General features: G+C 69.2%; 25 protein-coding genes and 1 pseudogene. 17 read left to right on the top strand and 9 right to left on the bottom strand.

All coding sequences use genetic code 11. The annotated features are described in order from the left end of the window. Positions 1-158 precede the first annotated feature (158 nt). The 6 genes from OXN85_04720 to OXN85_04695 all read right to left on the bottom strand — a co-directional run bounded on the left by OXN85_04720 (position 159) and on the right by OXN85_04695 (position 4,659). Positions 159-1,316 (bottom strand): hypothetical protein, encoded by a 1,158-nt coding sequence (locus OXN85_04720; GenBank protein MCY3599260.1) that lies wholly within the window; start codon positions 1,314-1,316, stop codon positions 159-161. A 192-nt stretch (positions 1,317-1,508) separates the two neighbouring features. Next, complete coding sequence (locus tag OXN85_04715; protein MCY3599259.1) at positions 1,509-2,288, bottom strand: hypothetical protein; 780 nt, start codon at positions 2,286-2,288, stop codon at positions 1,509-1,511. A 13-nt stretch (positions 2,289-2,301) separates the two neighbouring features. Then, a complete protein-coding gene (locus OXN85_04710) occupies positions 2,302-3,000 on the bottom strand; it encodes a hypothetical protein (GenBank protein ID MCY3599258.1) in 699 nt (232 codons plus the stop codon). Next, on the bottom strand, positions 2,984-3,334 hold the full coding sequence (locus OXN85_04705) for a PadR family transcriptional regulator (protein MCY3599257.1): 351 nt from the start codon (positions 3,332-3,334) through the stop codon (positions 2,984-2,986). Before OXN85_04705 ends, OXN85_04710 begins: the two co-directional genes overlap by 17 nt. Before the next feature lie 81 nt (positions 3,335-3,415). After that, positions 3,416-4,228, bottom strand: coding sequence for an ankyrin repeat domain-containing protein (locus tag OXN85_04700; protein ID MCY3599256.1), 813 nt, complete (start codon positions 4,226-4,228; stop codon positions 3,416-3,418). Further along, a complete protein-coding gene (locus tag OXN85_04695; GenBank protein MCY3599255.1) occupies positions 4,225-4,659 on the bottom strand; it encodes a VOC family protein in 435 nt (144 codons plus the stop codon). Before OXN85_04695 ends, OXN85_04700 begins: the two co-directional genes overlap by 4 nt. Positions 4,660-4,830: 171 nt before the next feature. Between OXN85_04695 and OXN85_04690 the strand changes: the two genes are divergently transcribed. The 7 genes and pseudogenes from OXN85_04690 (at position 4,831) to OXN85_04660 (ending at position 11,587) form a co-directional block, all read left to right on the top strand. Beyond that, complete coding sequence (locus tag OXN85_04690) at positions 4,831-5,226, top strand: rhodanese-like domain-containing protein (GenBank protein ID MCY3599254.1); 396 nt, start codon at positions 4,831-4,833, stop codon at positions 5,224-5,226. A 51-nt stretch (positions 5,227-5,277) separates the two neighbouring features. Continuing rightward, positions 5,278-6,405: an NAD(P)/FAD-dependent oxidoreductase gene (locus OXN85_04685; GenBank protein MCY3599253.1), complete on the top strand. Its 1,128-nt coding sequence runs from the start codon at positions 5,278-5,280 to the stop codon at positions 6,403-6,405. Positions 6,406-6,454: 49 nt separating this feature from the next. After that, the gene (locus OXN85_04680) at positions 6,455-7,855 is read left to right on the top strand and encodes an FAD-binding oxidoreductase (protein ID MCY3599252.1); all 1,401 of its coding nucleotides are present in this window, start codon (positions 6,455-6,457) and stop codon (positions 7,853-7,855) included. A 172-nt stretch (positions 7,856-8,027) separates the two neighbouring features. Then, complete coding sequence (locus OXN85_04675; GenBank protein MCY3599251.1) at positions 8,028-8,681, top strand: energy transducer TonB; 654 nt, start codon at positions 8,028-8,030, stop codon at positions 8,679-8,681. 15 nt (positions 8,682-8,696) lie between these two features. Next, positions 8,697-10,289, top strand: coding sequence for an Hsp70 family protein (locus OXN85_04670; protein ID MCY3599250.1), 1,593 nt, complete (start codon positions 8,697-8,699; stop codon positions 10,287-10,289). Continuing rightward, positions 10,286-10,849 (top strand): annotated as a pseudogene (locus tag OXN85_04665) (DUF3137 domain-containing protein). The gene OXN85_04670 and the pseudogene OXN85_04665 overlap by 4 nt, the downstream one beginning before the upstream one ends. Continuing rightward, complete coding sequence (locus OXN85_04660) at positions 10,835-11,587, top strand: HEAT repeat domain-containing protein (protein MCY3599249.1); 753 nt, start codon at positions 10,835-10,837, stop codon at positions 11,585-11,587. The pseudogene OXN85_04665 and the gene OXN85_04660 overlap by 15 nt, the downstream one beginning before the upstream one ends. 325 nt (positions 11,588-11,912) lie before the next feature. Here the strand turns inward: OXN85_04660 and OXN85_04655 are convergent, their stop codons facing one another. After that, positions 11,913-12,488, bottom strand: coding sequence for a hypothetical protein (locus tag OXN85_04655; protein MCY3599248.1), 576 nt, complete (start codon positions 12,486-12,488; stop codon positions 11,913-11,915). 213 nt (positions 12,489-12,701) lie between these two features. Here OXN85_04655 and OXN85_04650 point away from each other — a divergent pair, with 213 nt between their 5' ends. The 9 genes from OXN85_04650 (at position 12,702) to OXN85_04610 (ending at position 22,049) form a co-directional block, all read left to right on the top strand. Then, positions 12,702-13,559 (top strand): MerR family transcriptional regulator, encoded by an 858-nt coding sequence (locus OXN85_04650; protein ID MCY3599247.1) that lies wholly within the window; start codon positions 12,702-12,704, stop codon positions 13,557-13,559. Positions 13,560-13,708: 149 nt separating this feature from the next. Next, positions 13,709-14,302 (top strand): hypothetical protein, encoded by a 594-nt coding sequence (locus OXN85_04645; GenBank protein MCY3599246.1) that lies wholly within the window; start codon positions 13,709-13,711, stop codon positions 14,300-14,302. A 69-nt stretch (positions 14,303-14,371) separates the two neighbouring features. Continuing rightward, on the top strand, positions 14,372-14,740 hold the full coding sequence (locus tag OXN85_04640) for a transcriptional repressor (protein MCY3599245.1): 369 nt from the start codon (positions 14,372-14,374) through the stop codon (positions 14,738-14,740). Positions 14,741-14,914: 174 nt separating this feature from the next. Then, entirely contained in the window at positions 14,915-16,954 is a 2,040-nt protein-coding gene (locus tag OXN85_04635; GenBank protein ID MCY3599244.1) for a TonB-dependent receptor, read from the top strand. A 131-nt stretch (positions 16,955-17,085) separates the two neighbouring features. Further along, positions 17,086-17,625, top strand: a complete 540-nt coding sequence (locus tag OXN85_04630) for a TRAP transporter small permease (protein ID MCY3599243.1) — start codon at positions 17,086-17,088, stop codon at positions 17,623-17,625. 16 nt (positions 17,626-17,641) lie between these two features. Then, positions 17,642-18,946, top strand: coding sequence for a TRAP transporter large permease (locus OXN85_04625; protein MCY3599242.1), 1,305 nt, complete (start codon positions 17,642-17,644; stop codon positions 18,944-18,946). Positions 18,947-18,970: 24 nt separating this feature from the next. After that, the gene (locus OXN85_04620; GenBank protein ID MCY3599241.1) at positions 18,971-20,758 is read left to right on the top strand and encodes a hypothetical protein; all 1,788 of its coding nucleotides are present in this window, start codon (positions 18,971-18,973) and stop codon (positions 20,756-20,758) included. A 32-nt stretch (positions 20,759-20,790) separates the two neighbouring features. Then, a complete protein-coding gene (locus tag OXN85_04615) occupies positions 20,791-21,804 on the top strand; it encodes a TRAP transporter substrate-binding protein (GenBank protein MCY3599240.1) in 1,014 nt (337 codons plus the stop codon). A gap of 5 nt (positions 21,805-21,809) precedes the next feature. Further along, entirely contained in the window at positions 21,810-22,049 is a 240-nt protein-coding gene (locus OXN85_04610) for a hypothetical protein (GenBank protein ID MCY3599239.1), read from the top strand. A gap of 95 nt (positions 22,050-22,144) precedes the next feature. On the opposite strand, the gene OXN85_04605 is transcribed toward OXN85_04610, so the two are convergent. Next, complete coding sequence (locus tag OXN85_04605; protein ID MCY3599238.1) at positions 22,145-22,552, bottom strand: hypothetical protein; 408 nt, start codon at positions 22,550-22,552, stop codon at positions 22,145-22,147. Between the two features lie 26 nt (positions 22,553-22,578). Between OXN85_04605 and OXN85_04600 the strand changes: the two genes are divergently transcribed. Beyond that, the gene (locus tag OXN85_04600; protein MCY3599237.1) at positions 22,579-23,187 is read left to right on the top strand and encodes a LysE family transporter; all 609 of its coding nucleotides are present in this window, start codon (positions 22,579-22,581) and stop codon (positions 23,185-23,187) included. Between the two features lie 12 nt (positions 23,188-23,199). Here OXN85_04600 and OXN85_04595 read toward each other — a convergent pair whose 3' ends face one another. Continuing rightward, positions 23,200-23,799, bottom strand: coding sequence for a hypothetical protein (locus OXN85_04595; protein MCY3599236.1), 600 nt, complete (start codon positions 23,797-23,799; stop codon positions 23,200-23,202). Positions 23,800-24,157 lie beyond the last annotated feature (358 nt).

Genomic DNA, 24,157 nt, shown 5'->3' with positions numbered 1-24,157 from the left:
CGTGTTTCTTGATTATGAACTGTAGAGGATGTTTCATGGCTATCTATCCTTCCCGGTGGTCTCGAATTTTAACTTGCAGACCGGCAGCTGTGGCGGAACAGGGTGTAGCTATATGAATGACAGTCACATGGGACAGTTTGGCGGCAGATCGAACAGGCTTACGTCGTGGTGGGGAGTTGGGTTCTTCCGTCCATGAACATCGCGGCGAGGGGGACCGTGAGGGTCGCGGCGGTGATCGCGGTGATTGCGACCAGGTCGCCGCACATGGTTCCGCAGAGCGACATTTCGCGGATCGGGGGGATGAGGAGGTGAACGAAGACCAGCATGTAGCAGACGCCGATCCGGATCCGTAGCCACGCTTCCAGGCGTCCGCCATCGGAGGCGAACCATAGTATTTCGCCGACGACTCGGTGCTCCTTCGCGCGCTTCTCATCCGCGGTGGTCGCAATGGCGCGGTATCGATGGTACAGGACTTCCCGGACTACCAGCATCATCACCATGCAGATCGCCGCCAGGCCAACGGTAAGCGGATTGTAGAGCCTGTCGTTGTCGGGTATCCCGAGCGCGCTCAAACCGAGGGCGTTCACGCCCAGGTAGAGCGGAATGGAGCTCCCCCAGGCGAAGGCGCCTATCCCCGTGTGTCGATCCGCTCGACACCACCGCAGCAGGATCCCGCCCAGGACGTACACGATGGCGACGAGGAGGAACATCGCCAGCGCCGCCGCCGCGGGACCCTGTCCCGCAAGTCCGGCCGTGACGGATGGGGCCTGCGTCATCGCAATGGCGAATGCCATGACCGATGTCGCGGCACCGACGGCGAGAGCCTGACGGACGCCCTTGTTGACGCCCCTGCTACGGATGACCCTGATTCGGTCCCGCAGACCGGAGACCAGAGATCCGATGTCTCCGCGTTCGCCCGTTTCCCGGCTCTCAAGGGCCGGAAGCCGCGCGTCGATGAACGCCTTGCGGTTGCGTCTCCGAATCGTTTCTACGTCGTCGAGATACCTGCGTCTGGGGAGGTGCACCCGAAGGAGCAGCCACAGTCGTGCGTAGAAGCGGTTGAATGCAGCGGCGGCGCCGCGTGTCGAGGCGCCGCGCACAACCGCCCGTTCCTCCGTGGCTCGGTCGCTGAGCCTCAGCCACGACTCGAGTCTGCGGCTCGCCCGCCGAACGTTGGACAGGTGCGTTGCGGAGTTGACGTATACCGTGCCGGCCGCCATGCCGACCATCAGCACGGGCAGCGCGTACCCGAGGATCCAATACAGATTGCCTTCCGCGAGCCAGTTCTGCGGTTCGAGCTGCAGAGAGAAATGCATGTTCGTCGTGTCGCCGGAGGCAGCGTGTCGACAGGGTTCCCGGTTGGGGCGGTCGAGAGGTCGAAACCTGCGTCCGGCCGTGACCATAGAACAGGACGTAACCATATGAAATAAGAGTCACATCGGACGGTTGCGGCACAGATCGGATGGTCTGTCCAGAGGGCCGGACGGCCTCCCGGCCGGAGACCCGTGTCAGTGCCCGGGGTCGGGCGGCGGCGGGTCGAGCAGGGGGGCGAAATGCTCCAGGGCGAAGGCGGCGAGGAGTTGGTTCGGAGGGATGCGTTCCAGCTCGAGGAGATTGCAGCCGAGCCACCTCTTCGCCTTCCGGCGCAGGGTTTCCCGAGGGAGTCCGAGTTGCGCGCTCACCTGTTTCCACTTCGCGCCGGTGGCTCGGAGCTGCTGCGCCCGGAGGATGGCGAGCCCGCCGAGGAACCGGTTGAACGTCGTCCGGCCGCGGGCGCGGGCCTGGAACTGCTGAAACAGCGTCACAGGCGAGCAGTCCACCGCCGCCGCGAGTGCCTGCACGTTGCGGACGGGCGTGCGGCGAGCCTCCCGGAGGGCGTGCGCCACGGCGGAGCGGAGGGCCGGCGGCGCCGTCGACCGCCGGATCTTGTCCGCCATCTGCAGCAGGGCGGACCCGCCGCGTGCGGACTCGATGCGCGAGGCGAGCTGACCTTCGACGTCCTCGAACCAGACGAGATCCGCCACCTGCACCCTGCTCAGGAGGCGCGCGATGGCGATCTTCCGGTCCGTCACGAGGATCACCGGAACCCACGGGAGCTTCCGCTCGACCTCGCGCAGGACGGCGATCCTCTCCGCCAGGAGCCCGCTGCGGCTGCCGAACACCAGACACTCGATGCCCAGGTCGGCGACCGTGAGGTCGTTGGCCGCGTGGATCACGCGAACGCCGCCGGCGACGGCGCGTCTCATGAGTTCCGCATCGCGGGGCGTGTCCGCGAGGATGCCGATCATTCTTCGACTCCCGCTACGCCAGCGATTGCTTCGGCGATTCCATCGGCGGGGGGGAAGCCCACTCGCGGTCGCGCAGCCACAGGGCGATGGCCGCCAGCGTGAAGGAGGCGGACCACACCCAGTAGGAGAGACCCAGGTGGCCGTACGCGACGAGTTCGGCGTCGACCGGGATCGGGATGGGCAGGAGGAGGTTGAACGCTCCGACTCCAAGGCCGGTAGCGCCGACGACTCCAGCGACGTAGCCCACCCACGCTTCGACCGAGCGTCGGGCACGCCGGAAGGCCAGGGCCGTGGACATCATGAGCAGGGCCGAGAACGCCGCGAGGACCCACACGGAGATCGGCGCGGGCTGCAGAAGCTCCTGCCACGAGACCGACATCCTGAAGTCCGGGTGCAACGGCTCAAACGCCACGGCGCCGAAATCCGAGAGAATCAACGACAGCGCGTACAGTCCCCACCCTCCCAGGAGGAGACTCCGCCACGCCGGGGTGTCCTGCTTCGCGAACTCCCGGAAGAGCAGGTTGGGATCGCCGAGTTCATCCCGGGCGGCGGCCTCGATAGCGGCGGCGGAGGCCGGTGCGTCCCGCGCCCGGTCGTCGGCCGCGTGGGCCCGCAGGTGGTCCTCGAGTTCCGCCAGTTCGCGTCGTGAGAACCGCCCCCCGGCCTCCAGACCCCTGCGCCACTTCCGGATCCCGTCATCCAGCCGAGACATCGCCGCCTCGCCAGGATAGCTCCAGCACTCCGTACATGGCCCGCCAGCTCTTCCGGTCGGCGGCCAACTGCCGCCGCCCGAGGGTCGTCAGGCTGTAGTACTTGCGCGGTCGCCCTTCGTCGGTGGGTTCCCAGTAGCCTTCAATGAGGCGGTCCTTCTCGAGCCGGTGCAGGAGGGGATAGAGCATCCCGCCCGACCACTCCAGGTCGCCGCCGGAGAGCCGCTTCACCTGCTTGATGATCTCGTAGCCGTACGTGTCGCCGCCGGCGAGGATCGAGAGCACCAGAGGGCGCGAGGAAGCCGCCACCAACTCCTTGTAGATCAACTTCTTCATCCGTTTTATTGATATGTAGAAGTACGACGTAGATCGAGTATCTACATATCATGCGCGACGAATCGTTGCAACCGCGAGCATTCAGGCGCCGGACACACCCCGGCGCGCTCTCCGGACTCGCGCGACCAGGTATCCCAGCAGGCTGAGGACCAGGACCCCCACCGCGCATCTCGTCGCCAGGGACTGAAGGAACCGCGCCCGTATCGCCTCCCGGCGCGCTTCCTCCTCCCGCAGCATCTCGGCCAGACGCTTGTCTCTCGCCCGCCCCGCTGGGGTAAGCCCCCCCTCGGTCTCCGCCGACAGGTCGGCGCCGCGCCTGATCAGCACCTCCACGACAGCCGGATTCGGGTTTCCCATCGGGCCGTCCCAGATCCTTCGGGCGGCGTCGTGCAGCGGCGTCCCTCCGTCGTGCTTCCGGACGTTGACGTCGGTCACGCTGGCGAGTGCATCCACGACGGCAGGGTTCTCGTTGACCAGGGCGGCGAGGTGAAGGGGTGTGCGGCCGTGCGTGGTCTCGGCGTAAGCGCTCGCCCCGTATTCCAGCAGTGCCCCTGCCATTGCCGGGTTCCCGTTGTACCTGGCCGCCCAGTGCAGGGGCGTCCGACGCGCGCGGGTCGCAGCCTCCAGTTTGGCCCCCGCCTCGACCAGCACCCCGATCACGTCGGGATCGTCGCTGAACCGCGCCGCCAGGTGCAGGGGCGTCCGCTCGCCCGGGGCGGACCGCTCGTCGACGCTGTACCCGGAGGCGAGACACGTCCTCACCGCCGCCGGGTCCGCCTTCTCCCAGAACGGTCCCGTCGACCAGTCCTCGCACGGAACCTGGACCGGCGCGACGCCAACCGCGGCCAGAGCGGGAAGAGCAAGGAGTGCCGCCCACAGCGGTGCCTCGGTCACGAGGCGCCCTCGTCGTCGACATCGACGGGGCCGGCCGCGAGGGCCGCCTCGAGATCGAGCCAGAACGGCTCCCAGATATGCCCGTCGGGGTCCGCGAAGGCGCGCGCGTACATGAAGCCGTAGTCCATCGGTTCCCGCGGTTCGTCCGCTCCGTGCGCGAGCGCCGTCTCCATGAAGCCGTCCACTTCCCCGCGGCTCTCCAGTTGGAGCGAGACCAGGACCTCCGTCGCCGCGCGCGCATCCGCGAGGGGTCGAGGCGTGAACGTGGCGAACCTCTCGTGCGTAACGAGCATGCAGTAGCAGTTGTCGCTGATCTCCATCCCCAGGGTCGCCTCATCGCTGAAATCGTCGTCGAAGGCGAAACCGAGAGCCGCGAAGAAGGCCCGCGAGCGTTCGAGGTCGGCAACCGGGAGGTTGATGTAGACGTTCATGGGAGCTTCCTCAGGCGCTGCCGATCCGGAAGGGAGAGGTTCATCGTGCGCATGGCTTAAGGTTGGCGATCACGGCAATTGCGACAACTCTGTGCGAGCGTCACCGGCCTGCACTTGCACCGGGTGATGCGCTACGGTACTACGAGCGAGGCCCCTGACTCGGAGCGATACATGAACACGGCTCAGATGGAGCACTATAAGCAGAAGCTCGCCTTCGAGACCGACGCGTGGGACCTCAAGGAAGCGCTGGACCGGGACGATCCCGTCGTCGTGATCGACGGACGGTCCGCCGAGGCCTACGCCCGGGAGCGCATCCCCGGCGCCGTGAACCTCCCGCACCGGGAGATCAGCGCCGAGACGACGGCGGCGCTCGACCGGTCCAGGCTCTACGTCTGCTACTGCGACGGGATCGGCTGCAACGCCTCCACCAAGACCGCCCTCAAGCTCCTCGGCCTGGGGTTCGAGGTGCGAGAACTCATGGGCGGCCTCGACTGGTGGAAACGCGACGGCTACGCGACAGAGGGCGCCGAAGCCCGCGCCGGGACCGAGATCGCCTGCGGCTGCTGAGCCCGCCACGGCGTTCCCGCGGGAACGTCTCGTGAGCGGACGAGCGGGACGTTGACGGCAGTCGGGACGTCGCGTGAGTCGGCGGACTACAATCTCGTCGTGGTGGGGGCCGGGTTCGCGGGGCTCGCCTGCGCGCGGCGGGCGGCGGAGCGGGGGCTCTCCGTCCTCGTTCTGGAGCGGCAGTCGGAGCCGGGCGAGCGCGTTCACACCACCGGGATCCTCGTCAAGGAAGCGTGGGAGGAGTGGGCCGCCCCGGCGTCGCTCGTCCGCCGAATCCAACGCGTCCGCGTCTACGATCCGGTCCACCGCTTCGTCGAACTGGAGCGGGACTCGTACTTCTTCATGGCGACGGATACGGCGGGGCTTTTCCGCCACATCGTCGACGAGACCCGCCGCTCGGGGGCCGAAGTCCGGTTCGGCGCCCCCTTCGAGGGCGTGGCGTCGACCTCCGGCCCGGGCCCGCTGACGCTCGCGGGCTCCGGCGCGGCTTCCGGCGTGACGTGCCGGTTCCTGGTCGGGGCCGACGGAGCGCGCTCCCGGGTGGCCGAGAGCTTCGGACTGGACCGCAACCGCCGGCTCCTCAAGGGGGTGGAGTGGGAGTACGAGCCCCGCGGCGGCGACGGGGACTGCCTGCACTGCTTCATCGATCCCGAGTGCGCGCCGGGCTACATCGGGTGGGTCGTGCCAGGCGTCGGGGCCACGCAGGTGGGCCTGGCGCTCCACCGGGACGGGCGCGCGGACATGCGCCGGTTCAGCGAGAAGATCGACGGCCTGTTCGGGTTGTCCGGGAGACGGGTGCTGGAGAAGCGCGGCGGCGTCATCCCGATCGGCGGCCGGCTCAGGAACTTCTACGCGGACCGGGTCCTGCTCGTCGGCGACGCGGCCGGCATGGTCTCGCCACTCACCGCCGGCGGCATTCACCAGGCCTACCGGTTCGGCAAGCTCGCGGCCGACGCCATCGCGGATCACCTCGACGGGGGCGGCGCCGGCAGCTCCCGCCGGGGAGCCCCCCACCCGGGCGACGTCGTGCGCCGCGCGTACCCGAACCACACCCTGAAACGCGCCGCGCGCTGGGGGTTCGACCACCTCCCGGTGGCGCGCGCGTTGCAGGCCGGACTCCTGAGCTGGAACGTGTTCCGGCGGCTGGCCGAAACCGTATTCTTCCACCGCTCCCGGTAGGGTCCGCTCCCGGTAGGCTTCCAACGCGCCCGGCAGGATGGAGCCGCCCATGACACGTTCCCGCGGGAACGCGAACGACGACGCGTACGGCGATGGCAACGGGCACGCGAGGTTCGTGATCATCGGTGCGGGGATCCACGGCCTCTCCACGGCCTGGCACCTGGCTTCCGAACTCCGGGCGGCCGGACGCGGCGAGGGCCGCGACATCCTGATCATCGACAAGACCGGGATCGGAGCGGGGGCGTCGGGCATCGCGTGCGGCGTCATCCGCAACAACTACTTCCAGCCCGCCATGCGCGAACTGATGGCCCACTCCGTGGCGGTCTGGGAGAGCGATCCCGCGGGGTTCTCGTATCACCCGGTCGGCTATCTCCAGATCAGCCACGAGGCGATGCGGGAGGACGTCGCTTCGATCCACGAGCAGCAGCGGGCCATCGGCTACGACTCGACGTTCATCGAGGGCGCGCGGGCGTCGCACGCCTACATGCGCCGCATCTTCGACGACTGGCAGGCACGCGGCATCACCAGCGTGCTGCACGAGCACCGCGGCGGGTACGCGAACAACATGGCCTCCCTCGGGGGACTGTGGGCGAAGGCCGCCGCCGAGGGCGTCCGCCTCCTCACCGGCGTCGTTCACGAGGGGTTCGAAAGGGACGCCTCGGGCGCGGTCACCGCCGTGGTCACCGACCGGGGCTCCATCGCCTGCGAGCGCGTCGTGGTGGCCACCGGCCCGTGGGTCCAGCGGCAGTGGGCGATGCTCGACCTCCCCGCTGTCACCCAGATTCGGGTTCCGAATGGCGCCCTGCGCGACGGCACCCTGCGCGGCGGCGCCCTGCGCGACGTGCCGACTTGGAGCTACTGGGCGCTCCAGGAGGGCACGCTGGACGTCGATCCCGGAACCCTCACCGACAATGAGGGCCGTCTGCCGCCGGTCGTGCACGTCGACACCGACGAGCCGCTCCGCGACGAGCGCGGGCTCGTGAGCGAAGGCCCGTGGGGCATCTACTACAAGCCGGATTTCCACTTTGGCGGCGTGCAGGGCGGCGCGATGCCCTTCAAGATCGACAAACCCGGCTCCGAGGTGGCCGTCGACCCCTACGGGCCGCTCTCCCCCGACTTCGTCGTCGGCGAGGGCTTCTACCGCCTCTGGACCGCCGCGCTCGCCTTCTGCCAGGAGCGGTTCGAGGGCCGGAACCATCTCATGAAGAAGGAGCCATCGGGCGGCATCGGCAGCTTCACGCCGGACAGCTTCCCCGTGTTCGACACCTTCGCAGACAACGTCTACTTCATCGCCGATTCCAATCACGGCTACAAGATGATCGGCGTCGGCGCGCTCGTCGCGAAGGAACTCATGGGCCGGCCGCAGGCGTTGCTCGAACCCTTCCGCTACGCACGGTTCGCCGCAGGCCGGCTCCACCCCACCAGCCACTCCCCCTTCCCCTGGAGCTGACCTCTGGAGCGGACCTCTGGAGCCGACCCGCCCGAAACGGTCCGTGACGTTCCCGCGGGAACGCCCGTCAAAGAGATGGGGTGGTGGGAGGAGAATCGGGTTGCGGGACAACCGGAGGCGTGAACGGCGGTGGGCCTCTGAAGGGGCCGCCGGAAACCGGGAGGTGATTCTGATGGACGACACCGGCATTCGGCTCACCGCGAACGACAGGTTCAAGCGCGCCAGTACGAACTTCACACGGATCGGCTTGCTGGTCGCCGTCTTTCTCCACATCGGGCTCTTCATCCTCGTGCAGCCGTTCGAGGCCGCGGACATGGGGTCCGTCACCAACGAGATCGAGTCGATCCGGCTCCCGCCTGAAGTGAGGATTCCGCCCCCGCCGGAAGCGATCGCGCGTCCCGCCACGCCTAGGATCGCCTCCGTCGACATTTCGCCGGACATCACGATCGCGCCGACGACTCCGGACCGGGCCCCCAGGGGCCTGCCTCCGCGTCCGCCGACCCCCGACCCGTCCGAGCGTCCGATAGTCATCCCCTACGACACGCCCCCCGTGCTGCTGAACGTGGGGGAGGTACTGCAGGTGCTGCAGCGGGAATACCCACGGGCGCTGATGGACGCCGGCATCGAAGGGCGCGTCGAACTGTGGATCTACCTGTCGGAGGAGGGCCGGGTCGAGCGGTCCGAGATCAAGACATCTTCGGGCAATCCCCTGCTCGACGAGGCGGCGGGCAGGGTCGTCCCGGCGATGCGGTTCAGTCCTGCGAAGAACCGCGACAGGGTCACCGCGGTCTGGGTCTCGCAGTGGGTGACGTTCCGCGTGAACTAGGGTAAGATTCGGCCCATGTCGACCCACTGGGCCATCGATCTCGGCACGTCCAACACCACCATCTGCGAAGACCGGTCCGGCCGGCCGCACATCGTGAACCTGCCGGACCTCGCGAAGCTGGAGCCCGTCACGCAGACGCCGGTCATGCCGTCGTGCGTGTGCGTCATGGACGGGGACGGCGAGGAAGTCCTCATCGGGCAGGCGGCCGTCACCTACAACTGGGACGGACAGGCCACCGGCTTCGCGCGCGGCTTCAAGCGCTACCTCGGCACGGAGAGCGGCCGGGCGCTGGCGCGTGCCGGCGGGAGAGCCTTCACCGCGCAGGACGTCGCGGCGCTCTTCCTGCGGGAGGTCATCGGCGCCCTTGAGACGCGATTCGGGGAAGAAATCACCGACATCACGATCGCCACGCCGAGCGGCTTCTACGAGACGTACCGCGCCGAGCTGCAGGCGATCATCCGGCGCCTGAAGCGCCGCAACTGGTGGGCGCGCATGTGGGCCCGGCTTCGGCGGCAACCGGCCGGGATCGTCTTCCGGACGCTCGACGAGCCCGTGGCGGCCGCGCTCGGCTACGGCGTGGACGTCGGGCGTCCCACCACGCTCGTCGCCTTCGACTTCGGGGGCGGATCGATGGAGGCCGCCGTCGTGAGGACCCACGGCGCGCAGACCGTGGAGACCGGGCGCGCGGAGGTGCTCGCGAAGCAGGCGGTGGAACTCGGCGGCGACGACATCGACGGCTGGATCCTGGAGCGCTTCGTCCCCTCGGCCCTGCGCGACTGGCCTGAATGGGGGGTCGCGCTCCGCTGGGAGGCCGAGCGCGTGAAGCTGCTCGCGAGCGCGGGGAACGAGGGCGACTTCACCTTCCGCAACGAATCGTACGGGAAGCTGGACTATCCCGCCCTGAACGACATCCTCGCCGCGAACGGCCTGTACGTCCGGATCCGGGAGCTGCTCGACGCGCTGCTCACGGAACTGCGCACGCGTCACGGGATCCCCGCCGACGGCATCGATGATGTCATCCTCGAGGGCGGGTCAACCCTCCTTCCGGAGGTGCGGAACGTCGTGGGCGACGTGCTCGGCCGGGAGAAGGTGCGGGAGTGGCTCCCCTTCGCGGCCGTGGCGCGCGGCGCGTGCATCTTCGCGGGCGGCGCGCACGTAGAGGACTTCATCTACCATGACTATGCGCTCCGCGTCCTCCCGGACGACGATGCCGACGCCGAGTACGAGCTGCTCATCCCCGGCGGCACGTGCTTCCCGACAGTCGAAAACTTCGCGACGCGCTACTACGCCCCCGGCCGCGATGGCCAGCAGCACATCAACCTCTTCATCTGCGAGGTCGGGCGGGTGGCCGGGCGCCCGATCGACTGGACCGAGCGCAGCAACGGCTCCAGCTATTTCGTCCCCCGGACCGCGGGCGAACGGGCGTTCTGCCTGTGCCTCAACGAGGCGGACCCCGCCCTGCCGCTGAACCCGCCCGGCAGGGGCACGGCGCCGCGGCTGCGCGTGACGTACTCGGTGGACGAAAACCGCTGGCTGTGTGTAACCGTACATGACCTGCACCGGAAGACGGACCTGAACGTGAAGCACCCCGTGGTGAGATTGCGATGAACTTCCTCAGAGCCCTGTTCGGACCGAGCCGGAAGGAGGTCTGGCGTCAGCTCTCCAGCGAACTGGACGGGCAGTTCCACGACGGAGGCCTGTTCGGCCACTCCGCCGTCCAGGCCCGCAGCGGCGACTGGACCCTCACGCTCGACACCTTCACGTCGGGCGACGGCAAGACGAACCAGACGTTCACGAGACTTCGCGCACCCTATTTCAATCCCGAGGGGTTCCGGTTCGACATCTACCGGGCGGGCGTCTTCAGCGGGTTCGGGAAGGCGCTGGGCATGCAGGACGTCGAGGTCGGCCATTCCCGGTTCGACCGGGATTTCGTGATCAAGGGCAACGCGCCGCGGCGCCTGCGGCGGCTCTTCGGCAACGCCAGGGTCCGTCGGCTCATCCAGGCCCAGCCCAAGATTCAGCTTACCGTGAAGGGTCGCGACGGGTGGTTCGGCCGGTACCCGGACGGGATGGACGAACTCCACTTCCAGGCACTTGGAGCGATCAAGGATCTCGCGCGGCTTCGGAACCTGTTCGACCTGTTCACGGAGGTCCTGTGGCAGGTCTGTCACGGGGGAAGGGCGGACGCGGACGATGTCCCGTTCCACGTCCGCCGTCTGAGCGCGCCCGGGGGCCGAATCATCAACAAGTACGTCCTCTGGGAAGGAAACGCCCCGCGACGCGACGCGGCCGCGCAACTCGGACGGCTCGGCGACCCCGCGGCGATTCCAGCCTTGGCGGATGTGCTCTGGGACGAGGACCCCGCGCTCCGGCTGCCGGCGGTCGAGGCGCTTGCGGCGATTCGGCACGCCGACGCGGTCGCGCCGCTCATCCCGCTGCTCGGCGACGCGCGGAAGGCCGCCGGCCTTCGGTTCCGCGACGGGGTCGCCGAGGCGTTGCGGCAACTGGGCGAAGGAGAGCTGGTCGTGACCGTGGGCGCGGCGCTCGGCGGCGATTTCGGGCACCTCAAGGCGTACGACGGAGGACACAGGGCGGAGATTATCGCGGCACTCGGCCACGCGCTCCAGGGATCTTCCGGCGCGCACGCGGCGAACGCGCTCGCCGAGATCCACGCCGTTGAAGCGCTCCCCCGGCTGCGCGAGGTGCGGAGGAGCCTCGGCACGCGGGACGCCACGGGTCAGGCGATCTCCGCCGCGGTCGGGAAGCTCGAGGCGCGGGCCTCACTCCCTCGCGCCGCCGCCGCGGCCGACGTCGAAGTCGACACCCTGCCACGGTCCGCCCAGGCACCCGGCCCCGACCCCGGCACCCTCCCCCGCAGCTCCCCAGCCCCTCGAGTCGAACCATGAAGCGGGGGACCCTCGCCCGACTCCTTGAATTGGACGATTCAGAGCCTCTCGTTGACGCCGTGGCGCGCGCGTTCCGCGGCGATGGGGCACGGATCGATGACTTCCTGACGCGTCCGCATCCGTTACTCGACGGTGAGTCGCCTCTCGACTTGGCCACGTCCAGTTCCGCCGGCTCCGAAGCCGTCCTCAGGCTCGTGCGACGAGCGGAGGCTGGTATCGTTGTTTGACCCCAGCGCGGGATTCCCTCTTCCCGGGCCCGCGCGTGGGCCTACCGGTCTTACGTTCCCGCGGGAACGTGTGGGGGTGAGCCGGTCCTGCCGCCCCCCTACGACGCCTCTCGTTCGAGGAACGATTCGAATTGCGGGATGGCGACCGCCGCCCATGACAGCAGCTGTTCCTTGATTCGCTCAGAGATCGCGAGCGCCGTATCGAGGCGCTCCGGCAGGTAGAAGGTCTCGCTGTAGACGAAGCGGCTGATCTCCTGATCGAGCTGGTCGAACTGGCGGTTCCATTCGTACAGCCGGAACGCGTCCGCGAGCAGCTCGGGGTCAACCTCGCCCGCCAGGTCGCCCCCAGACAGGCGTTCCCAGGCGGCCTCGGCGAGGTCCGGCGTGCGGTAGCCCTGAAAGCGGTCGATGAGTTCCGCGAGCCCGGCATCGGCCGGTGCGTCGTCGCGCAGGGTGCGGATCTGCCCCAGCCGTGTCTCCACGTCGTCCCGCATCGCGCTGAGTTCGTCGAGATTCCGTTCGACCTCGAGCATGAGACGCTCGACACCAACCTGAGCCGACGCGCGCCGGGCGCGTTCTTCTCGGGCACTGTCCACGAAGAGAGCAGCGATGATGCTGAACAGCACCACCACCGCTTCGAGCGCCAGATACCTGAAGTCCCTGCGACCAATCATTTGTGCCTCCGTTACCTTGGCCCTGGAGGGGATCGTGCCGATATGCGGCGTACCCCGGGACGTATTCTCGTATTCTCGGGTACGGCTCCAGTACGAGTTCGCGGGCAGTGGTGGCTTCAGCCAAGACGACCAACAACCGATCGTGGCGGCTGCAGGCGAACATCTCACACTCCTCTTGACCCTGACGTTACGTGAGGGTTTACCGTGGGGGGCATGGAAACGGGGCAACTTCATACGGTGGGGGAGGTGGCGCGGCTGGCCGGCGTCACGGTGCGCACGCTGCACCACTACGACCGGATCGGGCTGCTCGTCCCTTCGGGGCGGGCGGAGAACGACTATCGGCTCTACGCCTACGACGACCTCGAGCGGCTGCGCCAGATCCGGCTGTTGCGCGAACTGCGGTTCAGCCTGGACGCGATCGGCCGGCTGCTCGACGCTCCCGCCTACGACCGGCGGAGCGCGCTGGAGGCGCAGCGGGAGTTGCTCAGGGAACGACAGCGGAGGACCGACAGCATCATCCGAGGGGTCGACCGGGCCCTGAGGGCGATGGATGAGGAGACGGAGATGGACCGGACGGAGATGTTCGAGGGGTTGGAGGAGTTCGACCACGCGCGGTACGAGGAGGAGGTCGAGCGGAGATGGGGCGGCAGCGAGGCCTACCAGGAGTCGATGCGGCGTATCCGCAGGTACGGCAAGGACGACTGGGCGCGGATCACCGAGGAGGGCGAGACCGCGGTGGCCCGGCTGGCCGCGCTGATGGCGGAGGGCGCCCAGGCCGCCGGCCGCGCGGCGATGGACCTGGCCGAGCAGCACCGGCGCCACATCGACCGCTGGTTCTACCCGTGCAGCCACGGCATGCACCGGAACCTCGCCGAGATGTACACCGCCGATCCCCGCTTCGAAGCCTACTTCGAGAAGCGAGGGAAGGGGCTCGCCGCGTTCGTCCAGGACGCGATCCGCGCCAACGAAGCCCGCTGGAGGAACCGGACCGCGCAGGGCGCAGTCGCCGACGCCACCTCGGGCTCGGGGCGCGGATGTGAGTCGGGAACGCGAGGCGCGAGCCTCCCTTGACCGTTATTGATAACACGTTATCATTACGCCGGCCCCCGCGGCCCTCCACTTCCCTCCCCCGCAAGGAGATATGAAATGCCCTCGCCGGCCTACTCGACTGGCGTCGAGCACCCAACGGGGGAGGCATGCGCCCGGGGCGGAGCCTGGCGGTGAGCCCGATCTCCGGCGCTCCCCTGCGCAAGGGGCAGGCACTGCTGCACCAGCAGTGCTGGCACTGGGGCCGGGACATCGTGCGTCCGGAAGGCAACCTCCTGCTCGACGCGGGCTTCCTCAAGCGACGGCCGCCCGAGGGAGAAGCAGGATCGAGCTGCTACACGCTCGAGCTACCCGCCGGCGACCGCCTCATGTTGTGGGGTTTCGGCGTCCTGTACCGAACCACGCGGCAGGGCGGCGTTTACCTCAACCGCTACCGGTTTCGACCCGTCTGGCTGCCGTCGGAGACGATCCAGGAGCCGATTTGGCAGGCCGGCATGGTCCCGGCTGGACAGAGGCCTCCGTCGCCCCGCGTACCGGTTGACTTGACCGTCGCCGCCATTCGGCGCATCGCAGACTACGAGGAGTGGGTGCTGGCGCGCTGCGGCCTGGAGTATCGTCGCGCCGTCCTGCGCCAATGGAACCGGCCTTCCGAGCAACTGCCGCCGGAGGCGCTTCCCGAGGCCTGGCGCACGCTCGCCGACGCGATCGACGGCCAACCGACTCCTGAACCCCGCCGACGCCCGCGCGGGATCGGGGCGCGGATGTGAGTCGGGCTTCGCGTGACAGGGGGCGATAAACCGTTATCATTATCGTCCAACTGAGGGGGGCGACCTTCGATGAAACGAGACACCCGACAACGCCGGGCGATCCGCCGCGTGTTCATGAACGCGGGGCGCCCGCTCACGCTCGACGAGATCCTCGAGTACGGCCAGCGGATCGTGCCATCGCTCGGGGTGGCGACCGTCTACCGGAACGTGAAGACCCTCATCGGCGAAGGGTGGCTGTCGCGAGTGAAGCTTCCGGGTGGCGGGCTTCGGTACGAGTTGGCCGACCGTCCGCATCACCACCATTTCCTCTGCAACTCCTGCGATCAGGCGTTCGACGTCCACCGGTGCCCCGACGAAGTCGAGACGCTGGCGCCGGACGGTTTCCAGGTCGACAGCCACGAGCTGGTTCTCTTCGGCCGCTGCGCGGCGTGCGCGTGACGCACTCCTGACCCGGCCATGTGACCTGACGGGCCTCTGACCCGGCCGCTCCCCGCGGCCCCCACTGCGGCCGATCGGAGGTCGTCGGCCCGCCCCTTTGCCGCTTAACGATAATCCGTTATCATTACGGCCAGGCGCAGGCAGGCCTCACCTCCACCCTCGCACCAGGCCCACATGACGATGTCCAGACGCTCCTACATCCTCTTTCTCCTCCTTGGGATCACCCTCGCGGGCATGCCGGCGGGCGCCGCGGGCTGGACGCCCGTCGCGCAGGAGGCCGAGCGGCAGGCCGCGGACACCGTCGAGGTGGCCTCCGAGGTCGCCCCCATCTCCCTGCCGGACATCGTCGTCACGGCGGTCCTGAGTCCCACGGCCGTGAGCGAGGCGATCCGGCCTTCCGCCGTCTTCTCGGACGAGACGCTGCAGCGGCAGCTCGCGGGAACCCTCGCGCAGACGGTGGAATCGGTCCCGGGGGTCACGGTGACCAGCATGGGGCCGGGCACGTCCCAGCCCGTCATCCGTGGCCTGAGCGGAGACCGCATCCTCGTGCTCGAAGACGGCCAGCGGGTGGGGGACGTCCTCAGCAGCGGCCCGGACCACGCCTCGGCGCTCGCCCCTTCCTCGGCCCGGCGGATCGACGTGATTCGCGGACCGAGCGCGATTCTGTACGGCAGCAACGCGCTCGGGGGCGTGATCAACGTCATTCGGGAGGAGGTCCCGCAGGCGGTGCCTCGCCGCGCGACCGGGTTCACCTCGCTTCAGGGGCAGGGAGCGACCCGCGGCATCGGGGGGAGCAGCCAGCTCACCGTCGGCGTCACCGAGAACATCCCGCTTCGCGTCGAGGTTTCGAAGCGCGAGGGAGGGGACCTGCGAACGCCGATCGGGAGGCTGGTGGGAACCCAGACCGATGTGCGGAGCGTGGCGGCCGGCACGTCATGGGTGGACGACTGGGGCTACGCGGGCGGTTCGTTTCGCTACTTCGCGAACGACTACGGGATCCCCGGAGGTTTCGTCGGCGGCCACACGAACGCGGTGCGCACGGAGCAGGAGAGAGCCGCCGGCCGGCTCCGCAGCGTCATCCGGCCCGGGCACGGCCTGGAGGCGATCGAAGTCGATGCCGGCTACACGTGGTACCGGCACCACGAGATGGAACCCCCGGACATCCTCGGCGCCCAATACGATCGCGAGATCGTGAGCGGGGAGGCCCGGGCGCGGCACGCGGGATGGGGGCCGTTCGCATTGGGGGCCTTCGGGGCGAGAGTCTCGTGGGAGGACTTCGGATTCGCGGGCGCGCTGTACACCCCGAATTCGCGGCGCAGGACGCAGGCGGCGTATGTCCTCGAGGAGATTCGACTCGATCCGGTCAGGGTCGAGGCCGGGCTCCGCTACGACCGGGTCGAACTTGAGCCGGAGGAGGAAGACGCGTCCTCCGACATCGGACACATCCGCGCGCGTTCCTTCGACGCGGTCTCCGGATCGCTGGGCGCGCTTCTGCCGGTGACGGGGCAGTTCACCCTCGGCGCGAGCGTGGGTCGCGCCTTTCGTACCCCCGATGTACACGAACTCTACTCGGAGGGGCCGCACCTCGCGGCCAATTCATACGACGTCGGCAATCCCTCGCTCGAGACGGAGAAGGGGCTCGGCATCGACGTGTTCGGGCGCGTCACGGGACAGCGCCTGAGCGCCGAGGCGACGTGGTTTCGGAACACGATCGCGGGCTACATTTTTCCGCAGGCGACCGGGGAACTCAGCCGCGTACGGCTCCCCATCTATCAGTTCGTGGGGGAGGACGCCGTGCTGACCGGCTTCGAGAGCCAGCTCGAATGGTCGGTGCCGGCCGGATTCAAGCTGGAGGCCGCCGCGTCTTACGTGCGCGGCACGATCCGCGCCACCGACGAGCCCCTCCCGTTCATGCCCCCGCTCCAGGGTCGCGTGGCGATCGGCTATTCGCCGGTGAACTGGTTCATCGAGGCCGAGACGCGGATGGCCTCAAGCCAGGAACGGACCGGGCGGTTCGAGGACCCCACCGACGGTTACGCGGTCTTCGGCCTCTCCGGCGGCGTGCGCTTCACCTTCGCCGGGCGGCCGCACGTCCTGACGCTCCACCTCGACAACATCGGCAACACGGAGTACAGGCGTCACCTGTCGCGGGTGAAGGAGATCATGCCCGAGGCCGGGAGGAGCCTGAGCGTGACGTACCGCGTCGTGTACTAGCGCGGACGGCGGGCGCCCCCCGTCCAACGCGGCGTTCGCCCCCCCGGCATCCGAGGCTCCGTACGCAAACCTGCTCCGACCCGCTATTCTGAGGCGCGAATTCGCGGAAGCTCTCGGTCTGTGCGGGGGACATGACGGTTTTCGAGGACCATAGAGACGCCTTCGCCAGCGCGGAGGCGTTCTGCGGCCGGGTTGCGGCGGCGTTCGCCGTGGCCGGCGGGGTCGCACTTGCGGTGCTGCTGGCCATCACGGTGGCCGAGGTCTTCTGGCGCTACGTCCTCAACGATTCCCTGCTCTGGATCGAGGACGTCTCGACGATGTCGCTCGCCGTCGTCGTGGCGGCGGCGGTCGCCTACGGGGCGCGCGAGGGCTCGCACGTGTGCGTGAACCTGCTCGCGCGCCTCGCCGGCCGGCGCGTCACCCGCGTCACGGATGCCATCGCGCGGCTGCTCGGCGTGGGCGCGACCGGCGCGGCCGCGTACGCGCTGTTCGCGCACGGCAGTTGCGGCCTTCCCTGCGGCGCCGTCACCGGCAGCGTATCGATCCCGCACCTGCCGTTCTACTACGCGCTCGGCGCGTCGCTCGCCGCCTACGGACTGCTGCTCCTGTCCCAACTTCTCCTGGGGTTCGCGGCGTGGAACGCGGAAGACCCCAACGAGCCGGCCGAATGAACGACCCGGACGCGTGATGGACGGGACCGGCATCGCCCTCGTGGGCTTTCTCGCCCTCTTCGTCCTGCTCTTCATCCGGGTGCCCGTGGGGCTGGCGATGCTCGTCGTCGGCGTGGGCGGCATCGCGGCGGTCCGCCCGGGCGCCGTCACGGCCGTGCTGGCGGGCGAGACCTTCGCCGTCGCCTCCCGCTATCCCCTCACCATCCTGCCGCTGTTCATGCTGATGGGAAACCTGGCCGTGGTCTCGGGGATGAGTCAGGACCTGTACCGCGCGGCCCACAGTTGGCTCGGCCGCTTCCGGGGCAGTCTCGCGTCCGCGTCGATCATCGCCTGCGCCGGATTCTCGGCGCTTTCCGGCTCGTCGCTGGCCGCCGCGCTGACCATGGGCCGCGTGTCCCTGCCCGAGATGCGGCGGTTCAGGTACGACGACTCGCTGGCGACCGGGGCCATCGCCGCCGGCGGCACGCTCGGCATCCTCATCCCGCCCTCCGCGGGCCTCGTCATCTACGGCATCGTCACCGAGGAGAGCATCGGCCGCCTGTTCATGGCCGGCGTCGTGCCCGGGATCGCGCTCACGCTGCTCTTCGTGCTCGCCGTCTGGATCGTCGTCCGCCGCGACCCGGACAAGGCGCCCCACGCCAAGACGGCCGTTCCGTGGCGGGAGCGCCTGCGGGCCACCGCGAGCGCGGCGTGGATCCTCGGCATCGTCATCGTGACCATCGGCGGCATCTACGCGGGCATCTTCTCCGCCATCGAGGCGGCCGGCGTCGGCGCGTGCCTGACGCTCGTCGCGGCCTGCGCGCGGCGGGCGCTGAACCGGAAAACCGCGATCGAGGTCGTGAACGGCACGCTGAAGGCGAGCGGCACGGCCTTCCTGATCCTCTTCGGCGCGTTCGTGTTCAAGGTGTTCCTCGGACTCACCGGGATCGCGTTCGTCGCGGCGGAGTGGGTCGGCGAACAGGGCTATTCGGGCGCCCAGGTCGTCGTGCTCGTGCTGCTCATGTTCATCGTGCTCGGTACGTTCCTGGACGGGTTCGCGATGCTGGTGCTCACCGTGCCCCTCGTTCAGCCGATCCTCGAGTCGCTGGGGGTGGACATGATCTGGTTCGGGGTGATGATCGTGGTCACGCTCGAGATGGGACTGATCTCGCCGCCCGTCGGGCTCAACATCTTCGTGGTCAAGGGCGTCGCCCCGGACGTGCCGGTGCGCACGATGTTCCGCGGCATCCTGCCGTTCTGGCTCGCGATGCTGGTGGCGCTGATCCTGATCGCGCTCTTCCCGCGCCTCGCCACGTTCCTTCCGAACGCGATGTACGGATGAGGCTGTACGGATGAGGACCCACGGATGAGCGCGGCGGGCGGCCTCCGATACGAGGTGGAGGACCGGGTTCCGGGGCCGGTCGCGCTCGGTCTCGGCCTGCAGCTCGCCGCGATGGGGATCAACGGGGCCGTGCTGATCCCGACGATCGTGTTCCAGGCGGGGGGCGCCGATGAACTCGTGTTGTGGGCGGTGTTCGCCTCCGTCCTCGCCTGCGGCGTCGCCACCATCCTCCAGGGCCGGCGCGTGGGCCGGATCGGGGCGGGGTACGCGCTGCCGCACGTCAGTTCGGCGATCTTCATCGGCGTGTGCGCGGAGGCGCTGATCCAGGGAGGACCGGGGCTGCTCGCGACGCTGGTCGTCCTCTCCGCGCTCGCGCAGGCGGCCTTTTCCGCGCGGCTCTCGCTCCTGCACCGGGTGCTCACGCCCGTGGTCACAGGGACGGTGGTCATGCTCCTTCCCGTCACCGTGATGCCGATCCTCTTCGGCATGCTCAACGAGTTGCCGCCGGGAGCCCCCGTGCCGGCCGCGCCGCTGAGCGCCGCCGTGACGATCGTCGCCATCCTCGGAATCGCGCTCCGGACGAGAGGAACCCTCCGCCTCTGGGCCCCGGCCATCGGCATCCTCGCGGGCTCCGTGACCGGGGCCGCCTTCGGTATCTACGACACTGGCCTCGTGGCCGACGCGGACTGGATCGGCTTCCCGGCGGGCGGGCCGCCCGCGCTGGACATCGGCTTCGGCCCCGCGTTCTGGGGATTGCTGCCCGCGTTCCTGTTCGTGGCGCTCGTCGGCACAACCAAGTCGGTCGCCGTCGCGGTCGCCGCCCAGCGCCTGTCGTGGCGCCGGGCGCGGGCGGTCGATTATCGCTCCGTGCAGCGTGCCGTGGCCGCGAAAGGCGCCGGGAACCTGCTCGCGGGCCTGGCCGGAACGATGCCGAACACGCTCAACGTGAACGCCGTGGCCGCCATCGAGGTCACGGGCGTGGCGGCGCGCCGGGTCGGCGTCGCGGCCGGACTCGTCTTCCTCGTCCTCGCCTTCGTCCCCAAGGCGCTCGCCCTCATTCTCGCCATTCCCGGAGCCGTCGTGGCCGCCTCCATGGCCGTGATCATGGCGACGCTGTTCACGGTCGGGATGCGCGAGGTCGCTCGGAGCATCGGGGCGAACCCCCGCAACGGCCTCATCGCGGGCGTCTCGTTCTGGACGGGCGTCGCCTGCGAGTTCGACATGATCTTTCCCGCATTCTTCGCGGAGTTCGCGGGCGGGCTGTTGAGCAGCGGGCTCACGACGGGAGGCCTGGTGGCGCTGCTGCTCACGGGGCTCACGGCGCGCCGGAAGCGCCGGCTGCGGGGGACGCTCGACATGGCGGAACTGCCCCGGCTCCGGGAGTTCATCCAGGCGTTCTCGGCCCGGCACGGGCTGGCGCCGGTCCTGGACCGGCTCGAAGCCGCGAGCGAGGAGGCGCTGCTCACGCTCCTGGAGTCGCGGGAGGCGGCGGCGGCGAAGGAGGCGGACGAGGCGGACGAGGCGGAGGGAACACCGGACGATGGGAGGCGCGAACTGCTCCTGACGGCGAGCGTGGAGGACGACGAGGCCGTGCTGGAGTTCCGGGTCGGCGCCGAGGACAGCGACGATCTCAACCTCCAGGACCGCCTGGCCTGGCTCGAGGCCGACACCCCGGCGGCCGACGTGGAGCAGGAGATCTCGCTCCGGCTGCTCCGGCATCTCGCCTCCTCCGTCCGCCACCGGCAGTTTCACGACGTGGACATCCTGACCCTCCGAGTTTCCGCCGTCCCCGAGCGCGAGTCCCGGCCATGACGCGTGCAATGACGCGGGCAGTGACACGGGCAATGACGCGTGCGAGGGCGACGCTCGTCCTCGGATTGTGCGCCGCGGGCGGGGTCGCGGGCGGGTGCGGGGAAACGTCCGATACGAGCGGTACGAGAGAGTTGTCGCTGGCGCACTTCCTGCCGGCGGATCACGTCCTCACCGGGGACATGTTCACGCCGCTGGCGGAGAAGCTCGCGGAACTCTCGGGCGGCAGACTCACCGTCCGGCAGTTCCCCGCCGGAGCCTTGAATTCGTCCGCGCCGGCGCAGTACTCGATCCTGCGGAGCGGCGTGGCCGACATCGCCCTCGCCATTCCGGCCTACACCGCCGACCTCTTTCCGAAGACCGACCTCATCGGCTTCCCCGGCATCTGCAAGACCGCGGTGGAGTGTACCGAGGCCATGGGGCGCGCCCGACCGGTGCTGGAGGCGGAGTACGACGCGAAGGTGCTGGGGCTGTGGGCCAACGACGCTCCCGTGCTGCTCACGCGCGAGAGGCCGGTGCGGACGCTCGAGGACATGAACGGGCTCAAGATCCGGGTGTCGACGCGGAGCCTCATCCCGTTCATCGAGGCGCTGGGCGCGAGCGCGGTCATGCAGCCCGGCACCGTGGTCCACCAGAGCCTGACCACCGGCGTCATCGACGGCGTCGCGATCTCCCCGTCGGGGATCGGGACGTTCCAGCTTCACGAGCCGGCCGCCTACCTCACGACCTGGCTCCCCACGTCCGGCCTGCCGTTCGTCCTGCTGATGAATCGCGCGGTCTACGATTCCCTCTCACCCGAGGAACGGGGCTGGATCGACCAAGCCGCCGACGCCTCCCTGTCGATGGCCGGGGCCACCGCCTACGCGCGCGCCGGCGCCGACGGCCTGCGGATGGCGGAGGAAGCCGGCGTCGAGATCATCGACCTTCCCGAGAGCGAGATCCGCCGCTTCGAACAGGCCATCGCCTCCACCCGCGAGGCCGGCCTCGCACGCCAGGTGGGCGACATGACCGCCGGCGACGTCATCCGCCTCTTCCGCCCGGTCCCGTAACCGCCATGAGCAAGTGGTCGCGCAGGTGGTCGCCGAAGTACTGGCCGAAGTGGTATCGTGTCACGCTGGTGTGCTGTGGCGCCGGGGCGGTGTGCGGTGGAATGCTGGCCTGGTTCGGGCCGGGCTGGGGGCGTTACGTAGCGCTCGCGGGCGTCATCCTGTGCTTCATCTGCCTCTCGATCTGCTTCCGGCTACTCACGAGACTGCTGGAAGAGGGCCCCGACCGCGTGTTCGGCGACGACTGACTCCGGCGAGAAACCCGCACCTTGGCGGCGCAGCGGCGTCGCGTATCAGTCGGCGCGCCAGCCGACGTTGAACCGTACCGGTGCGGAAAGCGCAATCACGAGCGAAGTCGCTCGGCGTGCTCGCGCAGCTCGGCGCGGTCGCGCTCCCACTCGGCCCTAGCCCGCTCGCGGGAGGCCTTCTGCCTGCGCTCGTGAGCACGCCGCGCCCGCTCCTCGGCTTCCTGAGCCGCCAAGGCCTCACGGCCGCGGCGTGCGCGGATCACCGCTTCTTTCGCTCGGCGGGCGTGGTCCAAGGCGTCGCTGGCCGCCCGCCCAACGGACTCGACCACCTCCTCCACTCCCTCCCGCCGGTGCGGCGGGGCCACGGACTCGACGGCCCACCGCCGGCTCTTGGCCCGGGACGCGTGCGACTCGCATTCGATGAGCGCAAGGCGCGCCTCCTTCGTGAGGAGTATGGCCTCCCTCTCGCGCGAGGGTAATTGGAGGGCCGGGTTGCGCGTCAACGTGACGGATGTGCGATCTTGGGCACATGACGCCGGGACAACTTGTTGCGTTCAACGTCGCCTTGTTGTTCGCGATCGCGAGCCCGGGGCCCGCCCTTCTGGTGGCCGTCCAGACCGCGCTCCGCTCCGGGCGGGCGGCCGGCATCGCCGTCGGGGCCGGTCTCGGTGCGATGGCCGCGACGTGGACGCTGCTCGCCGCTGGCGGGCTGGGGCTGGTCTTCGAGCGGCTGCCGTGGCTGTACGGGTCCATGAGAACGGCGGGGGCGCTCTACCTGTTCTATCTCGCCTACCGGATGTGGACGAGCGCCGCGAAATCCCCGCGGACCCGCTCCGCCCCCCAACGCCAAGCCTTCCTCCGCGGGATTCTCATCAACCTCTCGAACCCCAAGTCCGTGCTCTTCGCGGCCGCCGTGATCGTCGCGATCTTTCCCGCCGGACTGAGTCCGGCCAACGGCCTCGTGATCGTCGCCAACCACTTAGTGGTCGAGATCGTGTTCTACACGACGCTCGCCTTCTGCATGAGCACTCAGGCGGTCGCCGCGCGGTACATGCGGGCGCGACTCTACATCGATCGCGCCGCGGCCTCGGTTCTCGGTGCCCTCGGGCTCTCGATCGCCGTCTCGGCCTTGGCGTAGCGGTGTCGCCTATTAGTGGGCGCGCCAGCCGACGCTTGCGGCCCACTCGTCGCGGGCTCTTGCGTACGCCTCGTAATCCATCGGCGGCCCGTCTCCCTCGGCCGTCGCCCGGCGGCGCGCTTCCTCCATCTGCTCGGCCAGCGGCCGGAGTCCGACGGCGTGGCGCCGCTCATCGAGCCGCTGCGGGTCGTCCACTTCGCCCGCCGAGAGCTTCCCGTCGGCGTCCCAGTCGAACTGTGTTCCGTAGCGCTGCGGCCGGCCCTCGAAGAAGCGGATCCGGTCCTCCAGCATCGCCGCGTGTCGGGGAGACGCCTTTCCCTCGCGCGCCGCGGTCTGGAGGAGAGGAAGCGCTCGCCGGAGCAGGCCGGGCTCCGCGATCGCGTGCTGCAGAATGATCCACGCGGCCTCCGCGCCTTCGGGGCCGACCAGGTCCGTTCCCGGCCATCCGACCAACTCGATGATCCGGCCAAGGTGCCGCGCGTTCCGCTCGTGGACGCGCGCCATCCGAGGCTCGTAGCCGCCGAACAGTTCACCCGAGGCCACGAGTTCGGCCCGCACGGCCTCGTCCCGCCGTGCCATCTCCAGCAGTTCGTCCCTGAGCGTCTCGTTCATCCGTCGTGGGTCCGGAGGATCCGCGCCATCCGCGTCGAAACGTTCCCGCGGGGCTGTATTCCATAAGACGCTCACGTCGTGCAGCCACGTCCTATATCGTCCATAACTTGCTTGATTATATTGATTTGTCGCGGCGTACCGGCGTCACCGTCGTCCCGGGCCGGCTAGCTCCGTCCCCTTGCATCTCCCACCATGTGGTGTGTATTATGGTGGGTATGACGCTCCCACAACGACCCCCGAAGCGCAAGCCGCGCGGCCGGCACCCCCACAACGCGCTCTCGCCCGCCTTCGTCCGCCACGTTGGCGAGGCCGGACGGTACTGCGACGGCAACGGCCTGTACCTCGATGTCCGCCCCTC

The organism is Candidatus Palauibacter australiensis (assembly GCA_026705295.1).
GTDB lineage: Bacteria > Gemmatimonadota > Gemmatimonadetes > Palauibacterales > Palauibacteraceae > Palauibacter > Palauibacter australiensis.
This window is presented reverse-complemented; position numbering and strand designations above follow the sequence as displayed.